This window comes from Leifsonia sp. KNZ12-8B (assembly GCF_056755495.1).
In genome coordinates, this window is sequence record NZ_JBPGXM010000066.1 from 1 (window position 1) to 20,354 (window position 20,354).

The following is a 20,354-nucleotide window of genomic DNA, read 5'->3' on the forward strand; positions in this document are numbered from 1 at the left end:
TCACAACACGCCGCCTCGGCGAGTGCCGAGACGGCGTGTTGTGACAAATGGGTGGGGATGGAGCGGGTGACCGGCAGCCGTCAGGTCGGCTTGGAGCGCTTCGCGCCCGGCCCGACGGTCTCCGCCGCCTCGCGGATGAGCTCCCGCAGCCGCTCGTCGAAGTCGGCGAGCTCGCGGAGGCTGTACCGGTTGAGCCACACGGTCTTCGACACCCGCACCGTGGCGCGCGGCCGCGGCTCCTCGACCTCGCGGAGGAGGTCGATCCCGAGCTCGAGGTAGTGGCTCTTCATGTAGGCGGTGGCGAAGCTGCGCACCCGCGCGAACGAGATCTGGGTCGCCGTGATCCGCTCCTCCACGCCGGGCAGCCCCGGCAGAAGTCGCGGAACGCCGTCAGCGTGGCGAGGTCGTCGGCGTCGAGCGGTGCGGTCAGCTGCTCCCAGGTCGCTGAGGTCATGCCTCCACTGTCAGCCCTTCACGGACCCGGCGGCGAGGCCCTTCATGACGCGCTGGTTCAGGAACAGGTAGAGCAGCAGGGTGCCGAAGATGCTGACGCAGATCGCGGCGAACAGGGGGCCGTACTGGATCTGGCCGTACTGCCCGGTGAAGTTGAGCAGGCCGACCTGGATGGTGCGGAGGTCCTCGCTGTTGGTGAAGGTCAGCGCGATCAGCAGGTCGTTCCAGAGGAAGAAGAACTGCACGAGCCCGACCGTGAAGATCGCGTTCCGCACGACGGGCACGCCGATCGACCAGAACTGGCGGAACACTCCGGCGCCGTCGAGGGTCGCCGCCTCGAACATCTCTCGCGGCACCGCCCGAAAGTAGGTCGCGACCATGAACACGGTCAGTGGGAGGCCGGACGCCGTGTACGTGATGATCAGCGGCCACAGCGTGCCGGTCAGCTGCAGGTTGAAGTAGATGGAGAACAGCGGCAGCAGCACCATCTGACCGGGGACCATGATGCCGGCCAGGAACAGCAGCAGGATGGTGCCGCGTCCCTTCCAGACCAGGACTTCGAGCGCGAACGCGGCGGCGACCCCGATCGCCAGTGTGATGAACAGCGCGGGGAACACCGTGAGGACGCTGTTGAGGATGTAGCGGCCGAGGTTGCCGGTGGTGAACGCGCTGACGTAGTTCTCGAGGTCCCAGCTGCTGGGCAGGGTCCAGAACGGGTCGTTGAGGAACTCGTCCTGGGTTTTGAAGGAGCCGAGCAGGATCCACACCAGCGGGTAGATCTCGATGATGAGCAGCAGCACGATGACGATGTTCATCGGCAGGCGGCGGAGCATGCGTCCGGCGCCTCCACGTCGCTCCTCGGCGGGGCGCTTGAAGGTGACGTCGCGGTCGAGTTCGTCGGTGACAGCGGTCATGGGTCAGGCTTTCGTGAGGTCGCGCCGGGAGCCGCGGAAGATGAACACGGTGACGATGAGGCACAGGATGGTCAGCATCAGCGCGATGGTAGAGCCGTAGCCGTAGTCGCCGTAGGTGAACGCGGTCTGGAACATGTACAGGGTGAGCGGTGTCGTGGCGTTGCCGGGGCCTCCGTTCGTCAGCGCGACGACGGAGTCGAACACCTTGAGCGTGCCGTTGATGCTGAAGATCACGCTCGAGAGCAGCACCGGGGCCGACAGCGGCAGGATGATGCGCCGCACGAGCGACCAGCCGCCGGCGCCGTCGAGGCGCGCCGACTCGATGATCTCGTCCGGGATGTCGACCAGGCCGGCGAACAGCAGCACCGCGTAGAAGCCCATCGACCGCCAGATGTCCATGATGATCAGCACCCAGAAGGCGCTGTCGGCGTGGCCGAGGAAGTCGGTGCCGCTGCCGCCGAACGCCTGCAGGACGGCGTTGGCCGGTCCGGGCTGCGGGGTCAGCTGGAACATCCTCTGGAACAGCAGCGAGACCGCGACCGTCGGCAGCACGACCGGGAAGAACACGACCGTGCGGACGAAGCTGGAGGCCCGCCGCAGGAAGAAGACGTACAGCAGGGCGAGCAGGTAGCCGATGGCGACCTGGCCGATGGTCACGATGATCGCGTACTTGAGCGTGAAGCCCAGCGCGTTCCACGCGTTCGGGTCGGTGAAGAAGGTCTGGAAGTTCTTCAGCCCGGCGAAGGTGAAGCCCGAGATGAGCCCGCCCGAGAAGAAGGTGTAGCCGAACGACCAGAAGATCGGGACGAGCGTGATGGCGGTGTAGACCAGCAGCGCCGGGCCGACCAGGAGGAGGGCGGTGCGCCGGCTCCCGAGCACAGAGTTCATGGTGCGGTTGCTTTCTGATAGACGCGGGGTGCGCCGGACTCGCCGCCGCACCCCGCGTTGCACATTACTGGCCGAGGGCGCCCTGGACCTGCTGCATGAAGTCCGCGCCCGAGAGGGAGCCGTTGCCCAGCGAGCCGCCGTTGGACTGGCTGACCGTGGTCGCCTTCGAGTTGAAGAGCGCCTCGAACCACAGGACCGACGACGTCGAGTCGTTGATCTGCTTCTGGACCGTCTGGGTCAGGGCCGGCAGGTCGCTCGGGGTGTCGCTGAGCTTGAAGCCGGAGACGACGCCGCTCTTCGCGAGCACCTCGTCGCCGTAGCCCTGCGCGATGCACTTGAGCCAGGCGGCGCCGCCCTTGCCGTACGCGGCCTTGCTCATCATGAGCGGCTGGCCGACGTTGGCCGGGGTCTGGTCGACGCTGCCCTTGCCGCCGTCGACGGCCGGGAACGGCATGAAGCCGATGTTGTCGGCGCCGATCTTGTTCTGCGACTCGTCGTTGAAGTTGGACAGGATCCACGAGCCCATGTAGAACATGCCGGCCTGGCCGCTCAGGAACTGGTTGGTCGCACCGTTGTAGTCGGTGGAGGCGACGCCCTGGCCGAACGCGCCGGCCTTGCCGAGCTTGGCGACCTCGTCGGCCGCCTTCACGTAGTCGGCATCGGTCAGCTTGGCCTTGCCGTCGGCGACGTCCTGGAGGGCGTCGGGGCCGAGGTCGCGGAAGAGGTAGGCGCCGACGAACCGGGTGATCGGCCAGCCGTCCTTGCCGTCGCCGGCGAAGGGCTGGATGCCCTTGGCCTGCAGCTTCTCGGCCGCGGCGGTGAGCTCGTCCCACGTACCGGGGACCTCGATGCCGTTGTCGGCGAAGATCTTCTTGTTGTACCAGATGCCCTCGATGTTGAGCTCGTTCGGGAGGGCGTACGCGCTGTCCTGCCCGTAGAGCTTCTCGATCGTGGAGGCGGCGACGGGGAGGATCTGGTCCTCCAGGCCGTCCTTCTTCAGCTCGGCGCCGATGTCGACGAGCTTGCCGCCCTTGATGAACTGCTTGGCGAGGTCGGGGGTGTTGGGGCTGACGAAGATGCTGGGGAGCGCGTTCTGACCCGCCAGCAGCTGCAGCTTCTGGTCGTGCTGGGTCTGCTCGTCGGCGTCCGTCTTGATGGGTGCGGCCTTCTGCGCGGCCTGGCAGCCGGCGGTCGAGAGCGCCTTGAGGGTGTCGTTGGGGGTGGAGTTGCTGGTCAGGCCGAGGGTGGTGAAGTCGCCGCCACCGCTGCTGCTGCTGCCGCCGCCGCCCGAGCACGCGGTCAGAGCGAGTGCTCCGGCCGTGAGGACGGCGCCGATGACGGCCAGCCGCCGCGCCCGTCGGGTTGCTGTGATCACTTTTCCTCCTTGAAAAGGGTCGCGTCCGGAGTCGCGAACGTGATTAGAACGTTTCAACGGGTATGAAAGCACACGGGCGCTCGAGGTGTCAACACATCGTCGCGAGCGCAACAAACTCGTAGACTTCCCGGTGCGTATCGAGCTTGAAACGTTCTAACGGATCGAGGTAGCCTGCGAGGACGTTGCGGCCGCTATCCCGCCGCAGCCGCACCGCATCCACTCGAGGAGGAGTACATGACCGTCGTCGTCGAACAGCCGCGCTTCGAGCGCCGCGACAGCGGAACGGCGCTCGGGATCGGCGTCGCCGCCCCACGCCTGAGCTGGCGCACGGTGACCGCCGACCGCGACTGGGCGCAGACCGGTTACGACATCGAGGTCACCCGGCGCGGCACGACCGATGTGTTCGAGGTGGCCGGCCCCGACTCCGTCTTCGTGCCCTGGCCCGGCGCGCCGCTGTCCTCACGCGAGACGGCGGAGGTGCGGGTGCGCGTGCACGGCAACGGCTCGGTGTCCGAGTGGTCCGCCCCCGCCACCGTGGAGGCCGGCCTCCTCTTCCCCGCCGACTGGACCGCGCAGGCGGTCGGCCCCGGCGAGCAGCCCGCCGACCGCGACGGCCGGCCCGCCCTCCTGCGCCGCGAGTTCGAGGCTCCCGCCGACGTCGTCCGCGCCGTGCTGCGCGCCACCGCGCACGGCGTGTTCGAGGCCGAGCTCAACGGCCGGCGCGTCGGGGACGACGCCCTCGCTCCCGGCTGGACCGCCTACCAGCACCGCCTCCGCGTCGCCTCGTACGACGTCACCGATCTCGTGCAGCCGGGCGCGAACGCGATCGGTGCCTGGCTCGGCGACGGCTGGTACCGCGGCCGCATCGGCTTCGACGGCGGCACCAGGGCCTTCTACGGCGACCGCACGGCGTTCTTCGCCGAGCTGGAGCTGACCGGTGCGGACGGCGCCGTCACCACTGTCGTCACCGACGGCTCGTGGCGCACCCATCCCTCCCCCATCGAGCGCTCCGGCCTCTACGACGGCGAGCGCTATGACGCCTCGGCCCGCCTCCCCGGCTGGTCGCGCGCCGGCTTCGACGACGCCGGGTGGGAGCCGGTCACGGTGGAGCCGCTCGATACCGCGCTCCTCGTCGCGCCCGACGGGCCTCCCGTCCGCTGCACGGCCGAGCTGCGCCCGGTCAGCACGACGCCGCTCGACGGCGGCCGTGTGCTGCTCGACTTCGGCCAGAACCTGGCGGGCCGGCTGCACCTGCGCGCCTCGTCGTCGGTCGCCGGCGAGCAGCTGACGCTCCGTCACGCCGAGGTGCTGCAGGGCGGCGAGCTGTACACGCGCCCGCTGCGCCTCGCGGCCTCGGTAGACGAGTACGTCGCCGACGGCGGTCCGATCGACTGGGAGCCGCGGTTCACCATCCACGGCTTCCGCTACGCCGAGGTCTCCGGCTGGACGGGAGACCCGCGCGACCTCGAGGTCGTCGCGCGCGCCTACCACTCCGACATGCGGCGCACCGGCACCTTCGCCTCCTCCGACCCGCTGGTCGACCGGCTCCACGAGAACGTGCTGTGGAGCATGCGCAGCAACTTCGTCGACCTCCCGACCGACTGCCCGCAGCGCGACGAGCGGCTCGGCTGGACGGGCGACATCCAGGTCTTCGCGCCCACCGCGGCCGGGCTGTACGACGTCTCCGGCTTCCTCGCCTCGTGGCTGAAGGATGTGGCGGCCGAGCAGCTGCCGGACGGCACGGTGCCGTGGTACGTCCCCGTCATCCCGGGCGGCGACTTCTGGACGCCGATCAAGCCCGGGGCGGTCTGGGGCGACGTCGCCGTGCTCACCCCGTGGACGCTGTACCAGCACTACGGCGACCGGCAGGTGCTGGCCGACCAGTACGACAGCGCGCGCGCCTGGGTCGACCTCCTGGAGCGGCTCGCCGGCCCCTCCCGGCTGTGGAACACCGGCATGCAGCTGGGCGACTGGCTCGACCCGACCGCGCCGCCGGAGGATCCGACCGTCGCCGAGACGGACAAGTACCTCGTGGCCTCGGCGTACTTCGAGCACTCCGCGCGCGTGCTCTCGCTCATCGCGGCTGAACTGGGTCGCGACGACGACGCCGAGCGCTACGCCGCGCTGGCCGGGGAGGCGCGCGAGGCCTTCCGCCGTGAGTACGTACGGCCAGGCGGCCGGCTGAGCAACCACGCCCAGGCCGCGTACGCGCTGGCCATCGCGTTCGACCTCTTCGACGCGGACGAGCTCGCCGACGCGGGAGCCGCCCTGGCCGAACTGGTCGCCGAGAACGGGTACCGCATCGGCACCGGATTCGCCGGCACGCCGCTCATCGCGGACGCGCTCACCAAGGGCGGCCGCACCGAGGACGCCTACCTGCTCCTGCTCGAGCGCGAGTGCCCGTCGTGGCTCTACACCGTGCTCTCGGGAGGGACGACGATCTGGGAGCGCTGGGACAGCCTCCTGCCCGACGGCACGGTGAACCCGGGCGAGATGACCTCGTTCAACCACTACGCCCTGGGCTCGGTCGCCGACTGGCTGCACACCACCGTGGCCGGCATCGCTCCGCTGGAGCCGGGCTTCCGGCGGATGCGGTTCGCGCCGCAGCCGGGCGGCGGGCTGACCCGCGCCTCCCGCGAGCTGCAGACGCCGTACGGCCGCGCGAGCGTCGCGTGGACGCTGGCCGACGGCGTCTTCGACCTGGCCGTCGAGGTGCCGACGGGTACCACCGCCGAGGTCGCCCTCCCGAGCGGGCGCACCGAGCAGGTCGGGGCCGGCCGGCACCGGTTCACCGAGCCGGCCGCCGCGGCGGTCGCCCTCCCCGTCGGCGCGCCGTGACCTGGTACTACCCGCCCCGGCAGTACGAGCTCGGGATGCTGCACGAGCTCGTCCGCGCCGGCTTCGCCGCGAACCGCCACGTCGACTACGCCCGCAACCACGCCGAGCCGGCGGACGCGGCGGAGTTCCGGGTGGACGGCGGCGCGCCCGTCGCGGTGGCGGGCACGCCTCCCGCACTCCGGCTCGACACAACGGGACGGGTGGAGGCGCGGCTCGCCGGCGAGGACTGGCAGCCTGCGGTCGCGGTGCAGTCGCACGGCGACGCTCCCCCGCACCTGCAGCCCGAGCCGATCGTCGAGGTGCCGCTCGTGCTGCGCGGCGGACTCTGGGAGGCGGACGGGCCGCTGCTCGGGCGACCGGTCTTCGCCTCGGCGACGGAGCCCGTGGTGTCATCGGGAGAGTCGCGCGAGGAGGCGCTGGCCGACCCGGCAGCGGCGGAGACGCGGCACGACGTGGTCCAGCTCCCGGACGGCCGCTGGACCACCGCGCACCGGCTCGGCTTCCGCCACCTGCGGATCGAGAGCACCGACCCCGTCACCGCTGTGATCGTCGAGGCCTCGCGCCGCCCGACCCCGCGGCCCGGCGCCTTCTCGTGCTCGGACGACACGCTCACGCGGATCTGGCAGGTGAGCGCCGACACCCTCCACGCCTGCATGCAGGGCCTCATGCTCGACGGGATCAAGCGCGACCGAATGCCGTGGATCGGCGACCAGGCCCTGAACACGCTCGCCAACGCGTACGCCTTCGGCGACGGGGGCATCGTCGCGGCCAGCCTGACCGCGCTCGGCCGCCCGCGCCACGGCTTCGTCAACGGCATCGCCGACTACTCGCTATGGTGGGTCATCGGGACGGGGTTCTTCGCACGATCGTTCGACGCGCGCGCGTACCTCGCGACCGAGGCGGACCACCTCCACGCTTTCGTGGAGGACCTGGCCGCGCAGGCGGGTGACGACGGGTTCCTGCGCCCGCGGCCGGGCGACGACGACTTCCTGAAGCCGGTCTTCATCGACTGGGGTGTGGAGGTGGACCCCGCCCGCGACGTCACCGCGCTGCAGGTGCTCTGGTACTGGGCGCTGACCTCCGCGGCGCACGTGCTCGGCGTGACCGGTCACCCCGGGGTCACCCGGTGGGAGGCGCTGGCGGGCTCCGTGCGGGAGGCGCTGCGCCGCATGGCCTGGGACGAGGGGGCGCAGGTCTGGCGAGAGTACGCCGACGGCGCCTCTGCAGCCTCCCCGTACCCGAACTTCCTGGCGGTGCTCGCCGGGCTCGGCACCACCCCCGCCATGCGCACGCTGCTCGCCGGGACCCGCCGGGCCGGCACGCCCTTCATGACCGGGTTCCTGCTGCGCGCTCTGATCGAGGCCGGCGAGCCGGCGACGGCGGTCGAGCGTGTGCGCGGGCTGTGGGGCGACATGCTCGCGGCCGGCGCACGCAGCTTCTGGGAGGAGTTCGCGGAGGAGGACGCGTCGCCGTACGAGATGTACGGGCGGCCGTTCGGCAAGAGCCTGTGCCACGCCTGGTCGTCGTCGCCCGCCGCGCTGCTTCCGGACGCGATCCTCGGGGTCCGGCCGCTGGCCGACGGGTGGTCCCGCTTCACAGTGGCGCCGGAGCTGGGCGCCCTCGACTGGGCCGAGGCGCGCATCCCGGCGCCGCAGGGCGACATCGTCGTGCGCGCCGACCGGGGCGGCGCGGTCGTCGATGTGCCCGCGGGGACGGTGCTCGTCGCCGCGGGCGGGGAGCACCCCGGACCCGCGTGCGTGCGCGTGCCTTCGCCCTAGGATGATCGACATGATGCGCAAGAACGGCGCGCGGGGCGGAGTGGCCGGGCCGCCGAACATGCACCACGTCGCGGAGCTCGCCGGCGTGTCGGTCGCGACCGTCTCGAACGTCCTCAATCACCCCGAGAAGGTCGCCGGTGCCACGCGCCGCAAGGTCGAGAAGGCCATCGAGCAGCTCGGCTTCACCCTCAACCAGACCGCCCGCGCGCTGCGCTCCGGCGAGGCCCGGACGATCGGCCTCGTGGTCATCGACCTCACGAACTCGCTGTTCGTCGACGTCGCGCGCGGCGCGCAGGGGCAGGCGCAGTCGCAGTCGTTCACCCTCCAGCTGGCCAGCGCCAACAACGACCTGGCCGTGCAGGATGCGCACCTCAGCTTCTTCGACAGCGCGCGCGTCTCTGGTGTGATCCTGGCGCCGATGCAGGAGTCGGACGAGCAGATCGCCCGCGTGCGCCGCCACGGCCGACCGGTGGTGGTCGTCAACTTCGACTCCACCCTGACGGACTCCTGCCGCGTGCTGATCGACAACGAGCGCGCCGGCTACATCGCCGCCAAGCACTTGATCGACCTCGGCCGGACGCGCATCGCCTTCGTCGCCGCGCACGACGATTACCAGCCCGTCCACGACCGGCGGCGCGGCGTGCGGACCGCCGTCGAGGAGGCGGGAGGGGCGGTGACGCTCATCGAGCTCGACACCGTCGACCTCGACCCCCCGGGCGGCGCGGACGCCGGGCGGCGACTCGCCGGCATGCCAGAGCACGAGCGGCCGGACGCCGTGCTCGCGGTCACCGACCTCCTCGCGATGGCGATCATCAACGAGCTCACCAACGCGGGGGTCCGCGTGCCGGACGACGTCGCCGTGATGGGCTGCGACCACAACTCGGCGGCGTGGGGCGGCGCGATCCCGCTCAGCTCGGTATCGATGCAGGGCGAGGAGATGGGACGCGCGGCCGTCGACCTCCTGCTGGGCGAGCTGCGCGACGAGTCCGGCGAGCACGTCCATCGGCGGGTGGTGCTGCAGCCGCACCTCGTGGTGCGCGAGAGCACCATCGGGCGCGAGCGCGTCCCGGTCTGACGGCGCGCGGAAGCGGGTGCCGAGCCTGCGCCCGGCACCCGCTCCCCTGCGTGCTGCCTACTTCGCGACGGTGAAGGTCGCCGACAGCGCGGCCTTCGAGGACTCGCCGACCGCGATGCCGTACGTGCCGGGGTCGGTCACCCAGGCGTTGGCGGCGGTGCTGTAGTACGACAGCGGGCGGTCGACCGAGCCCGGGTCGATCGTCAGCGTGACCTTCTTGCTCTCGCCGGCGCGCAGCGAGACGGTGTCGAACGCGACGAGCCGGTCTCCGGGCTCCCCCGTGGAGGCGGGGAGGGTCAGGTAGACCTGCGGCGTCGTCGATCCGGCCGTGCCGCTCGTGTTCTTCACGGTGAACGAGACCTTCAGCGTCTTGTTCGCCTTGTTGATCACGGCGGGAGCCAGCTGCAGCTTGCTGTACGAGAACGACGAGTACGACAGGCCGTAGCCGAACGGGAACAACGGCTCGATGCCCTTGCTCTCGTACCACTTGTAGCCGACCGCGAGGCCCTCGCTGTAGCTCACCTGGCGGATGGACTTGTCGCCGGCGGGACGCGTCGGCGACCCGTTCACCAGGCCCGGGTACTGCGCAGGAGTGCTGGTCGGGGTGTCGGCCAGCGACTTCGGGAAGGCGATCGGCAGCTTGCCGCTGAAGTTCGCATCCCCGTAGATCAGCCGGGCCAGCGCCGTGCCGCCCTGCTCGCCCGGATACCAGGCCTGGATGACGCCCTTCACCGCGGAGAGCCACGGCATGTCGGTCGCGCTCCCGGTCTCCAGCACCACGAGCGTGTTGGGGTTGGCGGCGGCGACCGCCGCGATCAGCGCGTCGCCGTTGCCGTCGAGCGAGAGGGAGGTGCGGTCGGCGCCCTCGCCCTGGATCGCGTAGCCGAAGACCACGGCGACGTCGGCCTTCGCCGCCGCTGCGGCCGCGGCGGCCGGGTCGGCGCCGTTGTCGAACGCGACCGTCGCTCCGGCCTTGGCCGCGCGGGCGGTCAGCGCGTCGAGCGGGGCGACGACGTTCGGGCAGGCGGTCGCCGGGCCGAAGTTGTGCACCGCGCAGACGGTGGCGGCGCTCACGCCGTTGGTCGCCTCCTTCGACGCCGTCGGGCCGATGACCGCGACACTCTTGGCCTTCTTCGTGAGCGGGAGGATGCCGCCGTCGTTCTTCAGCAGCACCGCACCCTGCTCGGCGATCCGCTCGGCGACCTTCTGGTTCGCCGCGTTCGTGACGGAGGCGGCGGGAGTCGTCGGCAGCGGGTGGTCGAACAGACCGGTCTTGATGTAGGCCGTGACCACGCGGGAGGCGGCCGCGTCGACCTGCGCCATCGTCGTGGAGCCGTTGTCGATGGCGGCCCGGATGTTCGCCGGCGTGTAGTAGATCGGCCGGTTGAGCTCCTGGTCGAGCCCGGCGTTGAGCGACGGCGCCGTGGAGTGGACGGAGCCGAAGTCGGAGACGACGTAGCCGCTCCATCCGCCCGCCTTCAGCAGGTTGTTGAGGATGGGGTTCTCGCACGCGTACACGCCGTTGACCTGGTTGTACGAGCACATCACGCCGGCCGGATCGCTCTTCTGCACCGCGATCTGGAACGCGAGGTCGTAGACCTCGCGCAGGGTGCGGCCGTCGAGGTTGGAGGAGCTGGTCTGGCGGTCGAGCTCCTGCTCGTTGGCGACGTAGTGCTTGAGCACCGACATCACCGGCTCCTCGGGGTTGCCGTCCTGGATGCCCGTCGTCTGCGCGGCGGCGAGGTCGCCGCTGAGCAGCGAGTCCTCGCCGAAGGAGTCGGTGATGCGGCCGTCGAGCACCGTCCGTGCGGAGGTGATCTGCGGCGAGAGGAGGCCGTTGCGGCCCGCGCGGAACGCCTCGTCCGCCTGCGCCGTGCCCTTCGCGGTGGCGAGGTCGGTGTCCCACGAGGAGGCGAGAGCGAGCTGGGCCGGGAAGATGGTGACGCCGTTCGGCCCGCGCACGTAGTCCGGGCCGTCCGCGTAGGCGACGGTCGGCGTGCAGGGCACCTGCGCGGGGTACGTGACGCCGTTGAACGTGGTCTGCGTCGGGTTGTTGGCCGCCTGCTCGTCGAGCCAGCGCAGCTTCTGGTCGAGCGAGCTGGCCGCGAGCAGGAGCTGGGCCCGCTTCTCCGGCGACTTCGTGGCGTCCATCCACGGGCAGCCGGCCGGAACGGGCTTCGCCCGGTCGGCGGTCGACGGCTGTGCGGGCGCCGGCTGTGCGAGCGCCGGGCCGGCGCTGAGACCGGCGACCAGGAGGCCGACGGCCGCGGCCGGGGCGATCCACCTCTTCCAGCCGAGACCGGCGCGGCGGCCGCGCCTGCGGGGGTGCGAGACGTGCATGCGAACTCCTCTTCGTTGAGAAGTCCCGTTCGGCGGACGCCGCCCGGGACGCGATTAATACGTTTCAATTCGGGGACGCTAGTAGAGGTGCTGCATCCACCGCAAGGCCTGGTTTAAACGTTCTATTCGCTGCGGACGCTCGGCGCAGAGCGAAACCCCTGTTCGGGGGTGAAATCGCCGGACGCGAACCTGTGCCTTTCACGATTTGCGCCAAATCTTGCGCCGTGAGGTTCGGGGCCGGGCCCAGCCCCAGCCCCAGCCCTCTGCCGCCCAGCGCGAGCGACTCGGCGCTTGAAACGATACGATGCAGCAAAGCGTTCAATCGCGTTCAATCGGGAGGAGCACCGTGGCCGCCAAGCGCCCCAGCGTGAAGGATGTCGCCGCCCTCGCCGGCGTCGCGGTCGGCACCGTCTCCAACGTGCTCAACCGGCCCGACATCGTCGCCGAGTCCACCCGGCGCGCGGTCGAGGAGGCCATCGCCACCCTCGGCTTCACCCGCAACGAGTCGGCCCGGCAGCTGCGCGCGGGCGCCAGCCGCAGTCTCGCGATGGTCGTCATGGACGTCGCCAACCCGTTCTTCACCGACCTCTACACGGGAGCCGAGGCGTTCGCGCTCGAGCGCGGCTTCTCCATCCAGCTCGGCAACAGCGGCAACGACCCCGAGCGCGAACGTCAGCAGCTCGCCGCCTTCGAGCAGCAGCGCGTGCGCGGCATGCTGCTCGCCCCGATCGGAGTCGCGGGAGGCTCGGTCGAGCGCCTGCGCGAGCGCGGCATGCCGACGGTGCTGGTCGACCGGGTCGCGTCCGACGTCGAGGCCTGCTCGGTCGCGGTGGACGATGTGGAGGGCGGCCGGCTCGCCGTCGCCCACCTGGTCGAGGGCGGCCACCGGCGGATCGCGTTCGTCGGCGGCCCGGCCGCGCTGGAGCAGATCCGCGACCGGATCGCCGGCGCCCGCCGCGCCATCGCCGAGGCTCCGCACGCGGTCGACCTGTCGGTCATCGAGACGGCGACGCTCGGTGCTCGCGACGGTCGGGACGCCGCAGAGCGCCTCATCGCCCTCCCCGCCGACCAGCGGCCGACGGCCGTGTTCGCCGCCAACGACCTCCTCTCGCTCGGCCTGCTGCAGGGCTTCGTGACGGCCGGCCTGCGGGTCCCGGACGACGTCGCCATCGTCGGCTACGACGACATCGACTTCGCGGCGACCGCGGCCGTGCCGCTCTCGGCGGTGCGGCAGCCGCGGCGCGAGATCGGGTACTCGGCGGGCGAGCTGCTGTTCCGCGAGATCGAGGATCTCGATGCAGGGGCGACGCACGTGCACCAGCACGTCCGCTTCGTCCCCGAGCTGATCGTGCGCCGCTCCTCCGCCCCGGCCGCCGCCCTCTCGCGCTAGTCGAGGAGGCGGCGCGCCTCTCTCCACCGCGCGCACCTCCGCCGCGCACCTCCGCCTTGCGCAATCCCGCTTGTGCCCTCCGACACCGCTGTGTACTCTTGAAACGATTCATCCCACACGACCGACGTACGAAGGAGTTCTCGTGTCCGAATCCCGACGCGTGTGCTTCACGATGCGGCTCAAGCCCGAGCGCGTCGACGACTACCTCGCCGCCCACGAGACCGTCTGGCCCGAGATGCTCGACGCCCTCCGCGAGACCGGCTGGCACGACTACTCCCTCTTCGTCGACAAGCGGGAGGGCCTGGTCGTCGGCTACCTCGAGACCGACGACTTCGAAGCGGCGCAGGCCGCGATGAACGAGCGCGAGGTCAACGCGCGCTGGCAGGCGGGCATGGCCGAGTTCTTCGCCGAGGAGGCCGCGCCCGACAGCACCATGAACCGGCTCACCGAGTACTTCCACCTGGATTGAGCCGGATCGCACCGCAACGAAGCAGTAAGGAACCACCACGACGATGAGAGTCGGAAGCAGCAGCACCACCGGATGGCGCGCCACCACGTCGGTCGCCATGTCGAACTACATCGAGTCGGGATCGATCATCGCGATCGCGACCAGCCTCGGATTCTGGCAGGCCGAGTTCCACCTGAGCGACGGGTTCGTCGGCATCCTCGCCGCCTTCAGCGCCAATGCGTTCGGTGCGGCGATCGGCGCCATCCTGGGCGGTCCGCTGACCGACCGGCTCGGCCGGAAGTTCATCTACACCTACGACCTGCTGCTCTACATGCTCGGCGTCGTGCTCGCGGTGTTCGCCGTGAACGCGGGGATGCTGTTCGCCGCGTTCCTCATCACCGGCATCGCGGTCGGCGCCGGCGTCCCCGCCTCGTGGACCTACATCGCAGAGCAGGCGCCCGACCACGCGCGCGGCAAGCACGTCGGCATGGCCCAGCTCGCCTGGTCGATCGGCCCGCTCGTCGGCTTCGCCCTCGCCGCCGCGCTCGCACCGCTCGGCCTCCTCGGCAGCCGCCTGATCTTCGCGCACCTGTTCGTCGTCGCCGCGATCGTGTGGTGGGTGCGCCAGGGCCTCCCCGAGTCGAAGCTGTGGACCGACGTCAAGACCGGCGCGGTCTCCACGACCCATTCCGGCACCGGGATGCGCGCCCTGTTCTCCAAGCGCGCCAACCTCACCGCGCTGCTCTTCCTCTTCGGCGTGTACGGCTTCTGGAACCTCGTCGCCGGACAGGCGGGCATCTTCATGCCGCGCGTCTACGAGGCCGCCGGCGTGCACAGCGCCGTCGAGCAGGACCTCCTGCAGGTGCTCGTCTGGGGCTGCACCGTGCTCGCCACGTACTTCGGCTTCATGCAGCTGGCCGACCGGATGTCGCGCCGCGTGCTCTACGCGATCGGCGCGGTTCTCGGCATCCTGGCCTGGGTCGCGCTGGTCTTCGCCCCTCCCGGGCTCCCCACCCTCCTCACGTTCGCCATCTCGTGGGGCGTCGCGGCCGGAATCGGCGCGCAGGCGTTCTACGGCGTCTGGACGGCCGAGCTGTTCGCCACCCCGTACCGGGCGAGCGCGCAGGGCGTCCTGTTCTTCGCGGCCCGCATCGCCGTCGGCCTGCTGAGCTCGGTGTTCCCCGTCCTGCTCGCCTCCTCGGGCGTGCCGACGGTCGGGCTCATCCTGATCGCGTTCCTCGTGGTCGCCCTCCTGATCGGCGTCATCTGGGCGCCGGCCACGCAGGGCAAGTCGCTCCGCCAGATCGAGGCGGAGAGATATGGCCGCGACCTCTCCACCCCCGTGCGCGAAGACGCGCACGCCTGACCCACGACACGAAAGCGAGACCATGACCCTCACCGACGACATCCGCTCGCAGCTCGCGCTGCAGGCGATCGAGCTCCCGAGCTGGGCGTTCGGCAACTCGGGCACCCGCTTCAAGGTGTTCGGCACGCCCGGCACCGCGCGCGACCCGTACGAGAAGATCTCGGACGCCGCCCAGGTGCACAAGCACACCGGCCTCGCGCCGACGGTCGCCCTCCACATCCCGTGGGACAAGGTCGACTCGTACGCCGACCTGCGCAAGCACGCCGAGGACAACGGCGTCGCGCTGGGCACGGTGAACTCGAACACGTTCCAGGACGACGACTACAAGTTCGGCTCGGTCACGCACTCCGACGACCGCATCCGCCAGAAGGCGATCGACCACCACTTCGAGTGCATCGACATCATGAACGAGACCGGGTCGCGCGACCTCAAGATCTGGCTCGCCGACGGCACCAACTACCCGGGCCAGGACTCGATGCGCGCCCGTCAGGACCGGCTCGCCGACAGCCTCCAGAAGATCTACGAGCGCATCGGCGAGGGCCAGCGCCTCGTGCTCGAGTACAAGTTCTTCGAGCCGGCGTTCTACCACACCGACGTTCCGGACTGGGGCACCAGCTACGTGCAGACCGCTGCGCTGGGCGACCGCGCGATGGTGTGCCTCGACACCGGTCACCACGCGCCGGGCACCAACATCGAGTTCATCGTCATGCAGCTGCTGCGCCTCGGGAAGCTCGGCTCGTTCGACTTCAACAGCCGCTTCTACGCCGACGACGACCTGATCGTGGGAGCCGCCGACCCGTTCCAGCTGTTCCGCATCATCTTCGAGGTGCTGCGCGGCGGCGGCTACGGCAACCCGGACGTCGCCTTCATGCTCGACCAGTGCCACAACCTCGAGGCGAAGATCCCGGGCCAGATCCGCTCGGTGCTCAACGTGCAGGAGGCGACGGCGAAGGCGCTCCTCGTCGACCTGGAGGCGCTCGACGCCGCCCAGCGCGCCGGTGACGTGCTCGCCGCCAACACCGTGTTCATGGACGCCTTCAACACCGATGTGCGCGCCGACCTCGCCGCGTGGCGCGAGACGCGCGGCCTCCCCGCCGACCCGATGGCCGCCTACAAGGCCTCCGGCTACCAGGAGAAGATCGAGGCCGAGCGCGTCGGCGGCACGCAGGCCGGCTGGGGCGCCTGACGCCATGAGCGGGATCGTCGTCCACGACGCCGTCGCCGAGGGGCCGCACGGCTCCATTCCCGTGCGCGTATACGCGCCGGCGGATCCGTCCGCCGGGCCGCGTCCGGGCTTCGTGTGGAACCACGGCGGCGGCTTCATGGCCGGCGATCTCGACATGCCGGAGGCGGACTGGGTCGCGCGCTCGATCGCCGAACGCGGCCTCGTCGTCGTCTCCGTCTTCTACCGGCTGGCCGTCGAGGGCGTCCGGTACCCGGTCCCGTCGGACGACGTGGTGGCGGCCTTCCGCTGGGTCGCCTCCCACGCGGCGGAGCTCGGCATCGACCGGGCCCGGCTCGCGCTCGGCGGAGCGAGTGCCGGGGGCAACCTCTCCGCGGGAGCGGCCCTCCGCCTCCGTGACGAGGGCGGCCAGCAGCCCGAGCGGATCGTGCTCGCGTACCCCGTCCTCCACGCCGCGCCTCCGCCGTTCAGCGCCGAACTCGCCTCCCGCCTCACCGGCCTCACGGAGGACGACGACGCGTACTTCGACGTGGATACCGTCCGCGGCATGAACCTGAACTACGCCGGAGACGAGGCGCTCCTGGCCGACCCGTACGCCTTCCCGGCGAACGCTGACCCCGCCGGCCTCCCGCCGGTCTTCATCATCAACTCCGAGGCCGACACGCTGCGCGCTTCCGCCGAGGCCTTCGCCGCCCAGCTGGCGACGAACGGCGTCACCGTGACCTTCCACCCACCCTTCGAACAAGGAACCGAACACATGACGAACGAGACCGTCGCGGCTCTGCTCGCCCGCTCCAACCGCCTGGGCGCCGACCCGAAGAACACCAACTACGCCGGCGGCAACACCTCCGCCAAGGGCACCGAGACCGATCCGGTCACCGGCGAGCCCGTCGAGCTGCTCTGGGTGAAGGGGTCCGGAGGCGACCTCGGCACGCTGAAGGAGCAGGGCCTCGCCGTCCTCCGCCTCGACCGCCTCCGCGCGCTCCAGAACGTCTACCCGGGCGTCGAGCGCGAGGACGAGATGGTCGCCGCCTTCGACTACACGCTGCACGGCAAGGGCGGCGCGGCCCCGTCGATCGACACCGCGATGCACGGCCTCGTGGATGCGGCGCACGTCGACCACCTCCACCCCGACTCGGGCATCGCCATCGCCACCGCGGCCGACGGCGAGGAGCTGACGAAGAAGGTCTTCGGCGGCCGCGTGGTGTGGGTGCCGTGGCGCCGCCCCGGCTTCCAGCTCGGCCTCGACATCGCCGCGATCAAGGCGGCGAACCCGGAGGCGATCGGCACCATCCTCGGCGGCCACGGCATCACCGCGTGGGGCGCCACCAGCGAGGAGGCGGAGGCCAACTCGCTCTGGATCATCAAGACGGCCGAGGAGTACATCGCCGCCAACGGCCGACCGGAGCCCTTCGGAACCGTGCTGGCCGGTTACGAGCCGCTGCCCGCCGCCGAGCGCCGCGCCAAGGCCGCCGCGCTGGCCCCGCACCTGCGCGCCATCGCCTCCACCGACAAGGTGCAGGTCGGCCACTTCACCGACGCGGACGTCGTCCTCGACTTCCTCGCCCACGCCGAGCACCCGCGCCTCGCGGCCCTTGGCACCTCGTGCCCCGACCACTTCCTGCGGACGAAGGTGAAGCCACTGGTCCTCGACCTCCCGGCCGACGCCTCCATCGAGGACTCGGTCGCCCGGCTCGAGGAGCTGCACGAGCAGTACCGCGCCGACTACCAGGCCTACTACGACCGCCACGCGACCGCCGACTCGCCCGCCATCCGCGGCGCCGACCCGGCGATCATCCTCATCCCCGGCGTCGGGATGTTCTCTTACGGCGCCAACGAGCAGACCGCCCGCGTCGCCGGCGAGTTCTACATCAACGCGATCAACGTGATGCGCGGCGCCGAGGCGCTGTCGTCGTACGCGCCGATCGACGAGGCCGAGAAGTTCCGCATCGAGTACTGGGCGCTGGAGGAGGCCAAGCTGCAGCGCATGCCGAAGCCGAAGCCGCTCGCCGGCCGAGTCGCACTCGTCACCGGCGCCGCCTCCGGCATCGGAAAGGCCATCGCCACGCGTCTGGCCGCCGAGGGCGCGTGCGTCGTCATCGCGGATCTCGACCTCGAGAAGGCGCAGGCCGCCGCCGCGGAGATCGGGAACGCCGACGTCGCTCTCGGCGTCGCCGCGAACGTCACGGACGAGAAGGCCATCGACGAGGCGATCGCCGCCGCGCTGCTGCAGTTCGGCGGCCTCGACCTGGTCGTGAACAACGCCGGCCTCTCCATCTCGAAGCCGCTGCTCGAGACCACCACGGCCGACTGGGACCTTCAGCATGACGTGATGGCCAAGGGCTCGTTCCTCGTCTCGCGCGCCGCGGCGAAGGTCCTCATCGACCAGAAGCTCGGCGGAGACATCGTCTACATCTCGTCGAAGAACTCGATCTTCGCCGGCCCGAACAACATCGCCTACTCGGCGACGAAGGCCGACCAGGCCCACCAGGTGCGCCTGTTGGCCGCCGAGCTCGGCGACCACGGCATCCGCGTCAACGGCATCAACCCGGACGGCGTCGTGCGCGGCTCCGGCATCTTCGCCGGCGGCTGGGGCGCCAAGCGCGCCGCGGTCTACGGGGTGCCCGAGGAGGAGCTGGGCAAGTACTACGCGCAGCGCACCCTGCTCAAGCGCGAGGTGCTGCCGGAGCACGTCGCCAACGCCGTGTTCGTGCTCTGCACCAGCGACCTCGACCACACCACCGGACTGCACATCCCGGTGGACGCGGGCGTGGCGGCCGCGTTCCTGCGATGAGCGCGGCGGGGCGCGCGGGCGCCGTCGCTGCCGTCGATCTGGGCGCGACCAGCGGCCGCGTCATGCACGCCCGGGTCGGTGCGAACACGCTGGAGCTGACGGAGGCGGCGCGCTTCCTCAACACGCCCGTGCGGGTGTGGGAGGGGGACCGCGCGGCCCTGCACTGGAGCCTCACCGGGCTCTACTCCAGCGTGCTGGAGGGTCTGGCCGCGGTCGCGCGGGCGGAGCCGGATCTCGCCGGCATCGGTGTGGACTCCTGGGCGGTCGACTACGGCCTCCTCGGTCGCGGCCGGCTGCGCGGCGAGCCGTACCACTACCGCGACGACCGCACGGCGTGCGGCGTCGAGCTGGTGCACGCGGCCGTCGCCCCGGACGAGCTGTACCGGGAGGGCGGCCTCCAGTTCCTCCCGTTCAACTCGCTCTACCAGCTGGCCGTGGACCGCGAGGACGGGGCGCTGGAGAGCGCCGACCGCTTCCTCCTCGTCCCCGACCTGATCACCTACTGGCTGACCGGGCGGGAGCACGCCGAGCGCACCAACGCCTCCACCACCGGGCTGCTGGCCGCGGACGGCTCGTGGAACGACGCGCTCATCGAGCGGCTGGGCCTGCCCCGCGGGCTGTTCGCCCCGCTCGTCGACGCGGGCACGGCCGTCGGGCCGCTGCTCCCGTCGCTCGCCGCCGACCTGCCCTTCGCCGGGACCGGCCCGACCGTCACGGCGGTCGGATCGCACGACACCGCCTCCGCGGTCGTCGCCGTGCCGATGCAGCCCGAGCGGGCCGCGTACATCTCGTGCGGCACCTGGGGGCTCGTCGGCGTGGAGCTGGAGCGCCGCGTGCTGACCGACGACAGCCGGGCCGCGAACTTCACGAACGAGGGCGGCGTGGACGGCCGCGTCCGCTACCTGCACAACGTGATGGGCCTCTGGCTGCTGAGCGAGTCGGTGCGGGAGTGGCAGCGCCGCGGCCTCCACGTCACGCTGGAGTCGCTGCTCGGCGAGGCCGCCGCGCTCCCCCGGCCGACCGATCTGTTCGACGCCGACGACCCGCGCTTCCTCGCCCCGGGCGACCTCCCCCGGCGCATCGCCGACTGGTATGCCGAGCGCGGCCTGCACGCCCCGGCGAGCCCGGCAGGGACGGTGCGCGTCATCATCGAGAGCCTGGCGGACGCCTTCGCCCGCGCGGTCCGCACGGCCTCGTCGCTCTCGGGCGTGACGGTCGACACGGTGCACATCGTCGGCGGCGGCGCCCGCAACGCCCTGCTGTGCCAGGCCACCGCGGACCGCCTCGGGGTGCCCGTGCTCGCGGGCCCGGTGGAGGCGACCGCCATCGGAAACGCGCTCGTGCAGGGGCGCGCGGCGGGGCTGCTCAGCGGAGACCTGGAGACGCTGCGCGGCCTGGTCGGGCGCGTGTTCGCTCCCGTTCGGTACGAGCCGGCGGCGGCACGCGTCTAGGCGGCGGACGGCGGAGGCTGCGGCGGAGGCGCGACACAATGGCTGTCTCTTATACACATCT

General features: G+C 71.2%; 14 protein-coding genes and 1 pseudogene. 10 read left to right on the top strand and 5 right to left on the bottom strand.

Annotated elements, in window-relative coordinates; all coding sequences use genetic code 11:
- Positions 1–80: 80 nt before the first annotated feature.
- From ACR9ZG_RS11135 to ACR9ZG_RS11150, 4 genes are all read right to left on the bottom strand, one after another.
- Positions 81–356 carry a DUF5655 domain-containing protein gene (locus ACR9ZG_RS11135; RefSeq protein ID WP_481284903.1) on the bottom strand — a complete coding sequence of 92 codons (276 nt, stop codon included), beginning with the start codon at positions 354–356 and terminating at the stop codon, positions 81–83.
- Positions 357–464: 108 nt separating this feature from the next.
- Positions 465–1,367, bottom strand: a complete 903-nt coding sequence (locus ACR9ZG_RS11140) for a carbohydrate ABC transporter permease (protein ID WP_481284904.1) — start codon at positions 1,365–1,367, stop codon at positions 465–467.
- A 3-nt stretch (positions 1,368–1,370) separates the two neighbouring features.
- Entirely contained in the window at positions 1,371–2,255 is an 885-nt protein-coding gene (locus ACR9ZG_RS11145) for a carbohydrate ABC transporter permease (RefSeq protein WP_481284905.1), read from the bottom strand.
- Between the two features lie 64 nt (positions 2,256–2,319).
- Positions 2,320–3,630, bottom strand: a complete 1,311-nt coding sequence (locus ACR9ZG_RS11150; protein WP_481284906.1) for an ABC transporter substrate-binding protein — start codon at positions 3,628–3,630, stop codon at positions 2,320–2,322.
- Positions 3,631–3,864: 234 nt separating this feature from the next.
- On the opposite strand from ACR9ZG_RS11150, the gene ACR9ZG_RS11155 reads away from it, so the two are divergent.
- From ACR9ZG_RS11155 to ACR9ZG_RS11165, 3 genes are read left to right on the top strand one after another with little or no spacing between them, the layout of a single operon-like run.
- Positions 3,865–6,468 (top strand): family 78 glycoside hydrolase catalytic domain, encoded by a 2,604-nt coding sequence (locus ACR9ZG_RS11155; RefSeq protein WP_481284907.1) that lies wholly within the window; start codon positions 3,865–3,867, stop codon positions 6,466–6,468.
- Entirely contained in the window at positions 6,465–8,246 is a 1,782-nt protein-coding gene (locus ACR9ZG_RS11160) for an alpha-L-rhamnosidase-related protein (protein WP_481284908.1), read from the top strand. The genes ACR9ZG_RS11155 and ACR9ZG_RS11160 overlap by 4 nt, the downstream gene beginning before the upstream one ends.
- 10 nt (positions 8,247–8,256) lie before the next feature.
- Positions 8,257–9,321: a LacI family DNA-binding transcriptional regulator gene (locus ACR9ZG_RS11165; protein WP_481284909.1), complete on the top strand. Its 1,065-nt coding sequence runs from the start codon at positions 8,257–8,259 to the stop codon at positions 9,319–9,321.
- A 57-nt stretch (positions 9,322–9,378) separates the two neighbouring features.
- Here the strand turns inward: ACR9ZG_RS11165 and ACR9ZG_RS11170 are convergent, their stop codons facing one another.
- Entirely contained in the window at positions 9,379–11,661 is a 2,283-nt protein-coding gene (locus tag ACR9ZG_RS11170; RefSeq protein ID WP_481284910.1) for a beta-glucosidase, read from the bottom strand.
- Between the two features lie 346 nt (positions 11,662–12,007).
- On the opposite strand from ACR9ZG_RS11170, the gene ACR9ZG_RS11175 reads away from it, so the two are divergent.
- From ACR9ZG_RS11175 to ACR9ZG_RS11205, 7 genes and pseudogenes are all read left to right on the top strand, one after another.
- The gene (locus tag ACR9ZG_RS11175; protein WP_481284911.1) at positions 12,008–13,051 is read left to right on the top strand and encodes a LacI family DNA-binding transcriptional regulator; all 1,044 of its coding nucleotides are present in this window, start codon (positions 12,008–12,010) and stop codon (positions 13,049–13,051) included.
- A 142-nt stretch (positions 13,052–13,193) separates the two neighbouring features.
- Positions 13,194–13,520: an L-rhamnose mutarotase gene (locus ACR9ZG_RS11180; RefSeq protein ID WP_481284912.1), complete on the top strand. Its 327-nt coding sequence runs from the start codon at positions 13,194–13,196 to the stop codon at positions 13,518–13,520.
- A 43-nt stretch (positions 13,521–13,563) separates the two neighbouring features.
- Positions 13,564–14,865, top strand: a complete 1,302-nt coding sequence (locus tag ACR9ZG_RS11185) for an MFS transporter (protein WP_481284913.1) — start codon at positions 13,564–13,566, stop codon at positions 14,863–14,865.
- A gap of 22 nt (positions 14,866–14,887) precedes the next feature.
- Positions 14,888–16,051, top strand: coding sequence for an L-rhamnose isomerase (rhaI, locus tag ACR9ZG_RS11190; protein WP_481284914.1), 1,164 nt, complete (start codon positions 14,888–14,890; stop codon positions 16,049–16,051).
- 4 nt (positions 16,052–16,055) lie between these two features.
- Positions 16,056–16,766 (top strand): annotated as a pseudogene (locus tag ACR9ZG_RS11195) (alpha/beta hydrolase); the annotation flags it as partial.
- 39 nt (positions 16,767–16,805) lie between these two features.
- On the top strand, positions 16,806–18,842 hold the full coding sequence (locus ACR9ZG_RS11200) for a bifunctional aldolase/short-chain dehydrogenase (protein WP_481284916.1): 2,037 nt from the start codon (positions 16,806–16,808) through the stop codon (positions 18,840–18,842).
- Positions 18,839–20,293: a rhamnulokinase gene (locus ACR9ZG_RS11205; protein WP_481284915.1), complete on the top strand. Its 1,455-nt coding sequence runs from the start codon at positions 18,839–18,841 to the stop codon at positions 20,291–20,293. The genes ACR9ZG_RS11200 and ACR9ZG_RS11205 overlap by 4 nt, the downstream gene beginning before the upstream one ends.
- Positions 20,294–20,354: the final 61 nt, after the last annotated feature.

Bases quoted from the DNA above. Each gene is read 5' to 3' on its own strand.
- ACR9ZG_RS11140 (WP_481284904.1), bottom strand. From the start codon at position 1,367: ATGACCGCTGTCACCGACGAACTCGACCGCGACGTCACCTTCAAGCGC.
- ACR9ZG_RS11145 (WP_481284905.1), bottom strand. From the start codon at position 2,255: ATGAACTCTGTGCTCGGGAGCCGGCGCACCGCCCTCCTCCTGGTCGGC.
- ACR9ZG_RS11155 (WP_481284907.1), top strand. From the start codon at position 3,865: ATGACCGTCGTCGTCGAACAGCCGCGCTTCGAGCGCCGCGACAGCGGA.
- ACR9ZG_RS11165 (WP_481284909.1), top strand. From the start codon at position 8,257: ATGATGCGCAAGAACGGCGCGCGGGGCGGAGTGGCCGGGCCGCCGAAC.
- ACR9ZG_RS11170 (WP_481284910.1), bottom strand. From the start codon at position 11,661: ATGCACGTCTCGCACCCCCGCAGGCGCGGCCGCCGCGCCGGTCTCGGC.
- ACR9ZG_RS11185 (WP_481284913.1), top strand. From the start codon at position 13,564: ATGAGAGTCGGAAGCAGCAGCACCACCGGATGGCGCGCCACCACGTCG.
- rhaI (WP_481284914.1), top strand. From the start codon at position 14,888: ATGACCCTCACCGACGACATCCGCTCGCAGCTCGCGCTGCAGGCGATC.
- ACR9ZG_RS11200 (WP_481284916.1), top strand. From the start codon at position 16,806: ATGACGAACGAGACCGTCGCGGCTCTGCTCGCCCGCTCCAACCGCCTG.
- ACR9ZG_RS11205 (WP_481284915.1), top strand. From the start codon at position 18,839: ATGAGCGCGGCGGGGCGCGCGGGCGCCGTCGCTGCCGTCGATCTGGGC.